Raw genomic sequence first — 10,614 nt, 5'->3', positions numbered from 1 at the left:
CAGAACGGCAAGGGCTATGTCGCCGCCGAGTTGAACCGTCCGGAAGACGCCCCGATCGGCCTGATCGCCGTCGACGCCCTGTATTCACCGGTCAAGCGCGTCGCCTATCGCGTCGAGCCGACCCGCCAAGGCCAGTCGCTGGACTACGACAAGCTGATCATGGAAGTCGAAACCAACGGCGCCGTGAGCCCGGTGGACGCGGTGGCCTATGCCTCGCGCATCCTCCAGGACCAGCTGCAGATCTTCATCACCTTCGACGAGCCCAAGAAGGCGGTCGAACAGGCGGACGGCAAGCCCGACCTGCCGTTCAACCCGGCTCTGCTCAAGAAGGTCGACGAACTGGAGCTGTCGGTCCGTTCGGCCAACTGCCTGAAGAACGACAACATCGTCTACATCGGCGACCTGATCCAGAAGACCGAGGGCGAAATGCTTCGCACCCCGAACTTCGGCCGCAAGTCGCTGAACGAGATCAAGGAAGTTCTCGCGACGATGGGCCTCAGCCTCGGCATGGACGTGCCGAACTGGCCGCCCGAAAACATCGAAGACCTGGCCAAGAAGTTCGACGACCAGATCTAGTTTCAACCCTCCGCCCATGACCCTTTCGGGATCGCGGAGCGGTTAGAATGAGAGAGCCCCAGGTCCACACCGTATCGTGGAAACCAGGGTTGAGTAGGAGAGACCCCGATGCGCCACGGCGCCGCCTATCGCAAGCTCGGCCGTACGGTCAGCCACCGCCAGGCCATGTTCGCCAACATGGCTGCCTCGCTGATCAAGCACGAGCAGATCACGACCACCCTGCCGAAGGCGAAGGAACTGCGTCCCTTCGTCGAGAAGCTGGTCACCCTCGCCAAGAAGGGCGACCTGCACGCTCGTCGTCAGGCCATCAGCCAGGTCCGTGACGTGCCGCAAGTCGGCAAGCTGTTCGAAACGATCGGCCCGCGCTACGCCGAACGTAACGGCGGCTACATCCGCATCATGAAGGCCGGCTTCCGCCACGGCGACAACGCCGCGATGGCCGTGATCGAGTTCGTCGATCGCGACGTCGACGCCAAGGGCCAGGACTCGGGTCCGGTCTATGAGATCGAGGGCGACGACGAAGCCTGATAGGCTTCGCTCGTTGGGGCAAAAAGGGGCGGCGGGCGAAAGCCTGCCGCCCCTTTCTCGTTCGTGGTCTTCCGCCGCCGGGCCCGCCTCCCCAGATGGAGGCTCCGGAGGGCCCCATGCCGACACCTGAACTCGTCATCACCATCGCGCCGTACCGGCCCGACCACGCCGCCGCCTGGCGGTCGCTGAACGAGGACTGGCTGGTCGCGGGCGGTTATGTGCTGGAGGCCAAGGACGAGCTGGTGCTGGGCGATCCGGACGGCGCGATCCTGTCGAAGGGCGGCCACATCTTCATCGCCGAGCGCGACGGGGCCCCGGCCGGCTGCTGCTCGCTGATGGCGATGGACGACGGCGGCTATGAGGTCGGCAAGATGGCGGTGCTGGAAGGCGCGCGCGGGCTCAATCTGGGCCTGCGGCTGCTGGAGGCGTGCGAGGCGGCGGCGCGGTCCGCCGGGGCCCCGCGCCTCTATCTGGAGACCAACAAGGCCCAGACCCATGCCATCGCCCTGTACCGCCGGTTCGGCTTCACCGACCTGCCGCCGCGGCCCAGCCCGTACGCCCGGGCCGACGTGTGGATGGAGAAGCGGTTCTGAGCCCTGTCGCCGTAGACGGTTCCGGCGGCCACGCTACAGTCGGGGGATGACACCCCGTTCCGTGATTTCGCTCGGCCTCCTGCTGGGCCTGTCGGCTGTTCCCGGCGCCCACGCCCGGGACGGCGCCGCTATCCCGAAGACCGCCAGCGCGGAGACCATCGACTGGGCCGCGCGGGGCTGTAACGCGCTGAGCCCCTTCGGCTTCCGTTTCGGCGAGCGCCCCTCGGGCCGTCCCAACGTTCAGCTGGGAGAAACGCGCCATCCGTTCAGGAACGTGACTCAGGTGCTCACCTACACCTCAAAGCGGACGTTCAGGATCGATACGATGGGGATGTTTCAGGATGCCCCCGGCTCCACCCAGTCGGACCGGGAGGCGGGGCGCATCCTGTTCGAGGCAATCGACGCTCGCATTCAGGTCTTGGGCAACTGGGCGCGCCGCGAGCGGGTCGTTGACGAGCACGGCGACATCACGATCACCTACAACGGTCCTTCCGACGCACCGGACAGCGACGTGAAGCTGGAGATGACCCTGATGCTCGGAGGCGTCTGGATGAACTGCCGCAATGAGGACCTGTACCTAGAGCACCTCAGGGAGGCGTTCGCCTGACAGGCCCTACTCCTTCGACAGGTCCTGCTTCCTGAACCACGCCAGCGCGGCGCCGAGCGGGACGAGGATCCACAGGCCCAGGCCGATCAGGGACTTCCAGACGACCGCGCCGGTCAGCGGGGCCTCCAGCGCGCCCTGCACGGCGGCCTTCAGCGTGTCGTAGGCGAGGCCGGGCAGCAGGAGTTGCAGGGGCCAGCCGCCGGGGTCCATGCCGAACAGCACCGGGCCGATCTGGCCCAGCAGGCTCTGGATGAAGCCCAGCGCCCACGGCACGATCAGGGCGGCCAGCAGGGATCGGGTCATCACCGCCGCCAGCAGGCCGATCAGGGTGAACTGGACGATCCGCACATAGGACAGCAGCCAGGTCAGGGCGATGCCGCCGATGTCGTCGCCGGCGATCGAGAAGCTGAGCCCGCGCTGATAGACCACCGCCTGCGCGAGGAAGAAGACGAAGCTGGCGATCAGGAAGAACAGGCTGCTGACGATGGCGATCAGCTTGACCACCCCGACCTTGGCCAGGATCAGCGAGGCGCGGTCGTTGCGGGCGCTGATCAGACGCCAGGTCTCCCAGCGGTAGTCGCCGGCGTAGATCGTGGCGGCCGCGATCAGCACGCAGATCAGGACGAAGCCGTTGGCGCAGTTGGCGGCGGCGAAGCTGATCGCCTCGCCCAGGTTCACCGCATCCGTGGGCGTGTTCAGGGGCAGATTGGCCGCCTGGGCCGCGCGGTCGCCGTTGGTCTTGGTGATCCAGTGGAACAGCACGCCGCCGACGGCGAACAACAGGGGCGTCAGCAGGACCGACAGGAAGACCAGCACCCGGTTCAGCGAGAAGCGGTAGCCCTCGGCTTTCAGCGCATCAACGAGCATCGGCGGCCTCCTGCACGGCGCCGGTTTCGGTGAAGAAGATGCTCTCGAGGTCGGCGCCGACCCATTTGGCTTCGTGAATGTCGACGCCCTGTTCGACCAGGGCGCGGATCAGGGCAGGGGCCTCGGGCCGCTTGATCTCGGCCAGCACGGCCTCGCCGTCGCGGGTGGCGCGGACGCTGAGGGCGCCGAGCACCTTTTCCAACGGAGTGGCGATCAGGCGCAGGCGTTCGCCGCCGGCGGCGGTCAGGTCGCTGACCGCGCCCTCCAGCACCAGCTTGCCCTTGTTCAGGATGGCCACGCGGTCGCAGATGCGCTGGACCTCGCTCAGCTGGTGGCTGGCCAGGATGATGGTCACGCCGTCGTCGGCGGCCAGCGAGCGGATCAGGGCCCGCATCTCCTGGATGCCGGGCGGGTCCATGCCGCTGGTGGGCTCATCGAGGATGACGAGGTCCGGACGGCTCATCAGCGAGGCGGCGACGCCGAGGCGTTGCATCATGCCGACCGAGAAGCCGCGCACCCGGCGGTCCGCCGCCTGGGTCAGGCCGACGCGCTCCAGCCAGTAGGGAATCTCGGCCTCGGCCCCGAGGCCGTGCTCGCGAGCCAGCCAGTGCAGCACCTGCCGGGCGGTCAGATAGGGCGGGAAGCGCGGCGTCTCGATCATCGAGCCCATGCGGCGCATGGCGTGCACGTCGCCGACGGCCCCGCCCATGACCCGCGCCGACCCGTCCGTGGGCCGGATCAGGCCCAGCAGGATGCGGAACAGGGTCGACTTGCCGGCTCCGTTCGGGCCCAGCACGCCGTAGACGCCGCCCCGCGGGATCGACAGGTTCAGCCCGTCCAGCGCGCGGACGGCTCCATAGGTCTTGGTCAGACCGGTGACCTCGATGACGGGGTTCTGCACATCAGTGTTCATGGAAAGGGAGCTTGGCCGTGGTCGCGACGTCAGGCAAGGCGTTGTCGTGCTGTCGCAGATTAAGCTTAGGCAATGCGGCGTCCTGTTGGAGTTTCGCATGTTCCGTCCCGCGCTTCTGTCCGTCGCCGCCCTGGCCCTCGCCCTGCTGTCGCCCGTCGCGGCCGCAGCCCAGACCGCCGAGCCCGCCGCGCGGCGGCCGGTGATCCTGATCGGGGTGGACGGCTTCCGGGCGGACTATCTGGACCGGGGCGTGACCCCGACCCTGTCGCGGCTGGCGGCCGAGGGCGTGCGCGCCGAGGGCGGCATGCGGCCGTCCTGGCCCAGCGTGACTTTCCCGAACTTCTACACCCTGGTGACCGGCCTGCACCCGGACCACCACGGACTGGTCTACAACACCATGCAGGACCCCGGCCTGCCGGGACGCCGCTTCTCGCTGGGCAACCGGGCCGAGGTGATGGACAGGGTCTGGTACGACGCGGGCGAGCCGATCTGGGTGACCGCCCACAATTCGGGCCTGCGTACCGCGGCGATGTTCTGGCCCGGCTCCGAGGCGCCGGTGCGCGGCGTCCGCCCGGACTACTGGGTGCCCTATGAAAAGGGCGTGCCGTCGCTGTCGCGGGTCAACATCCTGCTGGCCTGGCTGAGCCTGCCGCCGGAGGAGCGACCGGCCGTCGCCACCCTGTATTTCGACATCGTCGACACCCAGGGGCACACCTACGGTCCCGACGCGCCCGAGACCATGGCCGCCGCCGCCGAGGTCGACATGGCGATCACCGCCCTGGTCGAGGGGCTGCAGAAGCTGAACCTGGAGGCCGATCTGGTCATCGTGGCCGACCACGGCATGGCCGCCCTGTCGAGCGAACGGGTCGCCTTCCTCGATGATCTGGTCGACCCGACCGCCATTCGCGTGACCGCCGCCGGCGCGGTCGTCACCCTTGATCCGGTCCCGGGCCGCGAGGCCGAGGTCGAGGCCGCCCTGCTGGGGCGCAAGCCGCACATGGAGTGCTGGCGCAAGGGCGAGGTCCCGGCGCGTCTGGCCTACGGGACCAACCCGCGCGTTCCGGCCATCGTCTGTCTGGTCGACACCGGCTGGACGGTCGGCACACGCGACCGCACCGATCCGGCGCGGGTGAGGGGCGGGGCCCACGGCTTCGACAACCAAGCGCCCGAGATGCGCGCCCTGTTCGTCGCTCACGGTCCGGCCTTCGGACGGGGCGTCAGCCTGCCCGAGATGGACAGCGTCGACGTCGAGCCCCTGCTGGCCCGCCTGCTGGGCATCCCGGCGACGCCGGGCGACGGCCGGGCCGAGGACACCCTGCCGGCCATGGCGCGCTGACGGCGGGCGGGCTAGAAGGCGCGTCCTTCCGAAGGTCCGCCATGAACGCCCTGAATGACCTGAAAGTCCGCCGCGCGGCCATCGCCTTCATCCTGGTGACGGCGGTGCTCGACATCATCGCCATGGGGATCATCATCCCCGTGCTGCCGCACCTGATCGAGGAGTTCGTCGGTTCGAACGCCCAGGCGGGCTGGATCAACGGCGTGTTCGTGGCCCTGTGGGCGGGGATGCAGTTCATCTGCTCGCCCATCATCGGCTCGCTGTCGGACAAGTACGGCCGACGCCCGGTCATCCTGATCAGCTGCGCCGGACTGGCCATCGACTATGTGCTGATGGCCGTGGCGCCGAACCTGTGGTGGCTGGCGGCCGGGCGGATCATCGCCGGGATCACCTCGTCCAGCTTCACGACGGTCTTCGCCTACATGGCCGACATCACCGCGCCGGAGAAGCGGGCGCGGGCCTACGGCCTGATCGGCGCGGCCTTCTCGCTGGGCTTTGTGCTGGGGCCGGTGCTGGGCGGTTTCCTGGGCGAGCTGGGCCCGCGCGCGCCCTTCTGGTTCGCCGCGGCCCTGTCGGGCGTGGCCTTCCTGTACGGCCTGTTCGTCCTGCCCGAGAGCCTGTCGCCGGAGAAGCGGATGGCGTTCAGCTGGAAGCGGGCCAATCCGGTCGGCGCCCTGATGCTGCTGAAGCGGCACGCCGAGCTGACCGGCCTCGCGGTCGTGAACTTCCTGCTCTACTTCTCGCACCACGTCTTTTCGGCGGTCTTCGTGCTGTACGCCGGGCTTCGGTACGGCTGGGGGCCCTGGCAGGTCGGCCTGCTGCTGGCCCTGGTCGGGGTGCTGGACATGATCGTGCAGGGGCTGCTGGTCGGCCCCGTGTCCAAGCGGCTGGGCGAGCGCCGGACGCTGGTCATCGGCCTGTTCGGCGGAACGGTGGGCATCAGCCTGATGGGCTGGGCGCCGATCGGCTGGGCCTTCGTGGCGGCCATGCTGCCCAACGCCCTGTGGGGCCTCGCCATGCCGACAATCCAGTCCCTGATGACCCGCCGCGTGGGCGAGGACGAGCAAGGGCAGCTGCAGGGCGCGAACAACAGCGTCAGCGCCATCGCCGGCGTGCTGTCGCCCCTGTTCTTCGGCTGGATCTACACCCAGTCGACCGGCGGCAATTTCAACGGCGCGGCGCTGTGGGTCGAGAGCTGGGCCGGGCACGGTCCGGCGTCGCGCCTGCTGGTCGGCGGCCTGCATGATCCGGGGCTGGCCTTCTATCTGGCCGCAGCCGTGCTGCTGGCGGCGGCGTTGATCGGCTGGGGCGTGGCGCGGCAGGCCAGCCGTGACGAGGCCGCGGAGGCGTGACAGGGTCGCCTTGATCCGGCCCGAAAGCCGGAGCCGTATGGGAACGTCTCTCCAGCCTTTGCCTTACGGAAGATGATGAAGACCGGCTCTCTCGCGATCGCACTCGCCCTCTCGCTCGCCGCCTGCGGCCAACCGAACAACTCAAAGGCCCAGGACGGGGTGTTCTCCGACAACCGGGTCGTGCCCGGCGACGCGCTGGCGATGAAGTCCAGCTTCGCCCCCGTGGTGCGCACCGCCGCCCCGGCCGTGGTGAACATCACCGCCCGCGGGGTGCAGCGCACCGATCCCTTCTGGCAGATGTTCGGGGCCCCGGCGCAGCAGCAGACCGGCTCGGTCGGCTCGGGCGTCATCGTGCGGGCCGACGGGGTGGTGGTGACCAACTACCACGTCATCAACGGCATGAGCTCGATCCGGGTGATCCTGGCGGACCGCCGCGAGTTCGATGCGCGGGTGGTTCTGGGCGACGAGCGCTCGGACCTGGCGGTGCTGCAACTGGAGGGCGTCAACGAGCGCCTGCCCGTGCTGAACATCGACGACCGCGAGGAACAGCAGGTCGGCGATCTGGTGCTGGCGATCGGCAATCCGTTCGGCGTCGGCCAGACGGTGACCAACGGCATCATCTCGGCCCTGAACCGGACCGAGACCAATATTTCCGACGGCGGTTCCTTCATCCAGACCGACGCGGCGATCAACCCGGGCAATTCGGGCGGGGCGCTGGTCGACATGGACGGCGACCTGATCGGCATCAACTCGGCCATCTTCTCGCGCTCCGGCACCTCGTCCGGCGTCGGCTTCGCCATCCCGGCCTCGATGGTCCGGCGGGTGGTCGACAACGCCGTCGGCGGCGCGACGACCGTCGTGCGGCCCTGGCTGGGCGTGAAGGGCGAGACGGTCAGCGCCGACATCGCCCGCAGCCTGGGGCTGGACCGGCCACAGGGCGTGGTCGTCACCCAGGTCTGGACCGGCGGTCCGGGTGAGCGCGCGGGTCTGCGCGAGGGCGACCTGATCACCGCCATCGACGGAGCCGAGGTCAACGACCAGGGCGGGCTGAATTTCCGCGTCGGCCTGCATGATCCGAACGAGACGGTCGAGGTCACCTATCTGCGCGACGGCCGCCGCCAGACCGCCAGCGCGCGCATCAGCTCCTTGCCCGGCGATCCGGACACCGACCGCGCCACGGTCGTACAGTCGGGCGCCCTGGCCGGGGCGCGGGTGCTGGCCCTGAACCCGGCCCTGGCCGACAGCCTGGGCGGCGATCCCTTCTCGACCGGAGTCATTGTCGGCGGGGTCCAGCGCGGCAGCTACGCCAACCGGGTCGGCTTCCAGGGCGGGGATGTGATCGTCGCCGTCAACGGTCGTGCGATCAGCACCGTCGGCCAGCTGGCCAATGTCGGGCGCGGCGCCGAGGTGACCATCAACCGCCGCGGCCGGACCATCACCGGGGTGATGCGCTAGGCGTCACGTCCTGATCGGCGCCCCGATCGACCAGGTGTGGCCGAACGGGTCCTTCAGCTGGCCGTAGCGGTCGCCCCAGAACTGGTCCTCCAGCGGGAACAGGGGCACGCCGCCGGCCAGGATGGCGCGGTTCCACCACTCGTCGGCGTCGTCGACCTGAAGGTGCAGGGTTACGCCGACCGGGGTGATGTCCTGCTGGCCGTTGAACTCCGGAAACTCGTCGGCCAGCATCACGCTGGCGCCGTTGATCAGCAGGTGGGCGTGCATCAGGCGCTCGCCGTCCTCGGCGGGCATCCGGCGCAGCTCCTCGGCCCCGAAGGCGCGCTGGTAGAATTCGATGGCGGCCTGCCCCCCGCGCGCGGGGATGGTCAGGTGCGGGGTGACCCCGGTATGCGGGCCCTGCGGCTTGCTGTCGTCGGCCATCTCGTTCTCCTCGAATCCTGCACACAGTAACGCGTGAAATAGCGGGCGGTTACGCCTATCTCTGGGCGTCCATGACCGATCTGTTCGAAGCCTCCGGCATCCATCCCCCTGACGCCCCGCTGGCCGACCGCCTGCGGCCCCAGACGCTCGAGGACGTCGTCGGGCAGGATCATCTGCTGGGCGAGGGCGGGCCGATCCGCCGCATGATCGAGGCGGGCCGTCTGGGCTCGATGATCCTGTGGGGACCGCCCGGCACCGGCAAGACCACCATCGCCCGCCTGCTGGCCAAGGCGGCGGGCTATCAGTACCAGCAGATCAGCGCCGTCTTCTCGGGCGTCGCCGATCTGAAAAAGGCGTTCGAGCAGGCGCGGATGCGCCGCGCCGCCGGGCAGAGCACCCTGCTGTTCGTCGACGAAATCCACCGCTTCAACCGGGCCCAGCAGGACGGCTTCCTGCCGTTCGTGGAGGAGGGGATCGTCACCCTCGTGGGCGCCACGACCGAGAACCCGTCGTTCGAGCTGAACGGGGCCCTGCTGTCGCGGTCTCAGGTCTATGTGCTGAAGCGGCTGGATGACGCTGCGTTGGGTCAACTGTTGATCCGGGCCGAGGCGATGGAGGGCAAGCCTCTGCCGCTGACGCCCGAGGCGCGACACGCCCTGCTGGCCCTGGCCGACGGGGACGGGCGTTACCTGCTGACCATGTCGGAGGTCCTGTTCGATCTGCAGGGCGTCGAGCCGCTGGACGTGCAGGCGCTCGCGGGCATTCTGCAGAAGCGCGCGCCCGCCTACGACAAGAGCCGGGAAGAGCACTACAACCTCATCTCCGCCCTGCATAAATCGGTTCGCGGGTCGGACCCGGACGCGGCCCTCTACTGGCTGGCGCGGATGCTGAACGGGGGCGAGGACCCGCTGTATCTGGCGCGCCGGATCGTACGGATGGCGGTCGAGGACATCGGCCAGGCCGACCCGCTTTCGATCCTCGTCGCCAATGCGGCCAAGGACACCTACGACTTCCTCGGCAGCCCCGAGGGCGAGCTGGCGCTGGCGCAGGCCGTGGTCCATCTGGCCACCGCGCCCAAGTCGGTCGGGGTGTACGAGGCCTACAAGGCGGCCAAGCGCGCGGCGGCCGAGACCGGCTCCCTGATGCCGCCGGCCCACATCCGCAACGCCCCGACCAAGCTGATGAAACAGCTCGGCTACGGCGAGGGCTACCAGTACGACCCGGACACCGAGGACGGCTTCTCGGGCGCCAACTTCTTCCCCGAGGGGATGGAGCGCCGCACCTTCTACAAGCCCAAGGGCGAGGGGCACGAGGCCAAGGTCAAGGAACGGCTGGAGCGCTGGGCCGAGATGCGGGCGCGGAAGTCGGGGGGCTAACCCATCTCCCGATGGGGGCTTGAGCGCGATCACACGCGTCGGTCGGTTTGGGGGAGAAAGACATCGGGCGCCCGACGTCGCCAACCTGAACGGCGTTCATTGTCGTCCTGCCCCGACGCGCCTAGCGTCGCCGTGTCAGACACCTTGGGAGGGGGAAAATGACTGATTCAATGACCGTGAAGACGCCCTGGCACCTGTGGGTGGTGGGTGTTCTGGGGCTGCTGTGGAACGGCTTCGGCGCCTTCGACTTCATCAGCACCACCACGCGGGGCGAGGCCTATTTCCGCGAGTCCGGCTTCGACCAGCCGATGATCGACTATTTCAACGCCATGCCGAGCTGGATGTATGTGCCGTGGACGCTGGGCGTCTGGGGGGCGGTGATCGGCACGATCCTGCTGCTGGTCCGGCGCAAATGGGCGGTGCACGCCTTCGCCCTGTCGTTCCTCGGCGCTCTGGTCAGCCTGATCTACGGCAAGTTCATCGACGCGCCGCCGCCCCCGCCGCCGGGCATGGAGATGATGCAGTGGATGCCGTTCGTCATCCTCGCCATCGCCGCCTTCCTGCTCTGGTACGCCTGGAGCATGGCCA

General features: G+C 68.8%; 12 protein-coding genes. 9 read left to right on the top strand and 3 right to left on the bottom strand.

Going from position 1 to position 10,614, the window contains the following annotated elements; translation table 11 throughout:
• From VGE03_RS03055 to VGE03_RS03040, 4 genes are all read left to right on the top strand, one after another.
• Positions 1–576: DNA-directed RNA polymerase subunit alpha (locus VGE03_RS03055; protein ID WP_331045000.1), on the top strand; the 576-nt coding region annotated here is incomplete at its 5' end.
• Between the two features lie 108 nt (positions 577–684).
• Complete coding sequence (gene rplQ / locus VGE03_RS03050) at positions 685–1,104, top strand: 50S ribosomal protein L17 (RefSeq protein ID WP_141626277.1); 420 nt, start codon at positions 685–687, stop codon at positions 1,102–1,104.
• Positions 1,105–1,220: 116 nt separating this feature from the next.
• Entirely contained in the window at positions 1,221–1,697 is a 477-nt protein-coding gene (locus VGE03_RS03045; protein WP_331044999.1) for a GNAT family N-acetyltransferase, read from the top strand.
• A 61-nt stretch (positions 1,698–1,758) separates the two neighbouring features.
• Positions 1,759–2,304, top strand: a complete 546-nt coding sequence (locus tag VGE03_RS03040; RefSeq protein ID WP_331044998.1) for a hypothetical protein — start codon at positions 1,759–1,761, stop codon at positions 2,302–2,304.
• A gap of 6 nt (positions 2,305–2,310) precedes the next feature.
• Here the strand turns inward: VGE03_RS03040 and VGE03_RS03035 are convergent, their stop codons facing one another.
• The gene (locus tag VGE03_RS03035) at positions 2,311–3,171 is read right to left on the bottom strand and encodes a hypothetical protein (RefSeq protein ID WP_331044997.1); all 861 of its coding nucleotides are present in this window, start codon (positions 3,169–3,171) and stop codon (positions 2,311–2,313) included.
• Positions 3,161–4,084 carry an ABC transporter ATP-binding protein gene (locus VGE03_RS03030; RefSeq protein WP_331044996.1) on the bottom strand — a complete coding sequence of 308 codons (924 nt, stop codon included), beginning with the start codon at positions 4,082–4,084 and terminating at the stop codon, positions 3,161–3,163. The genes VGE03_RS03035 and VGE03_RS03030 overlap by 11 nt, the downstream gene beginning before the upstream one ends.
• Positions 4,085–4,181: 97 nt before the next feature.
• Between VGE03_RS03030 and VGE03_RS03025 the strand changes: the two genes are divergently transcribed.
• The 3 genes from VGE03_RS03025 to VGE03_RS03015 all read left to right on the top strand — a co-directional run bounded on the left by VGE03_RS03025 (position 4,182) and on the right by VGE03_RS03015 (position 8,227).
• Positions 4,182–5,420: an ectonucleotide pyrophosphatase/phosphodiesterase gene (locus tag VGE03_RS03025; RefSeq protein WP_331044995.1), complete on the top strand. Its 1,239-nt coding sequence runs from the start codon at positions 4,182–4,184 to the stop codon at positions 5,418–5,420.
• Between the two features lie 41 nt (positions 5,421–5,461).
• Complete coding sequence (locus VGE03_RS03020) at positions 5,462–6,772, top strand: TCR/Tet family MFS transporter (protein ID WP_331044994.1); 1,311 nt, start codon at positions 5,462–5,464, stop codon at positions 6,770–6,772.
• Between the two features lie 75 nt (positions 6,773–6,847).
• On the top strand, positions 6,848–8,227 hold the full coding sequence (locus tag VGE03_RS03015; RefSeq protein WP_331044993.1) for a trypsin-like peptidase domain-containing protein: 1,380 nt from the start codon (positions 6,848–6,850) through the stop codon (positions 8,225–8,227).
• Positions 8,228–8,230: 3 nt separating this feature from the next.
• On the opposite strand, the gene VGE03_RS03010 is transcribed toward VGE03_RS03015, so the two are convergent.
• Positions 8,231–8,650: a VOC family protein gene (locus VGE03_RS03010; protein WP_331044992.1), complete on the bottom strand. Its 420-nt coding sequence runs from the start codon at positions 8,648–8,650 to the stop codon at positions 8,231–8,233.
• A gap of 71 nt (positions 8,651–8,721) precedes the next feature.
• Between VGE03_RS03010 and VGE03_RS03005 the strand changes: the two genes are divergently transcribed.
• Entirely contained in the window at positions 8,722–10,026 is a 1,305-nt protein-coding gene (locus VGE03_RS03005) for a replication-associated recombination protein A (protein ID WP_331044991.1), read from the top strand.
• Positions 10,027–10,184: 158 nt separating this feature from the next.
• Positions 10,185–10,614: hypothetical protein (locus VGE03_RS03000; RefSeq protein ID WP_331044990.1), on the top strand; the 430-nt coding region annotated here is incomplete at its 3' end.

The organism is Brevundimonas sp. (assembly GCF_036400995.1).
In the GTDB taxonomy this organism is placed as follows: Bacteria; Pseudomonadota; Alphaproteobacteria; order Caulobacterales; family Caulobacteraceae; genus Brevundimonas.
The sequence above is the reverse complement of the archived record's forward strand: the minus strand, read 5'-3'. Positions and strand labels throughout refer to the sequence as shown.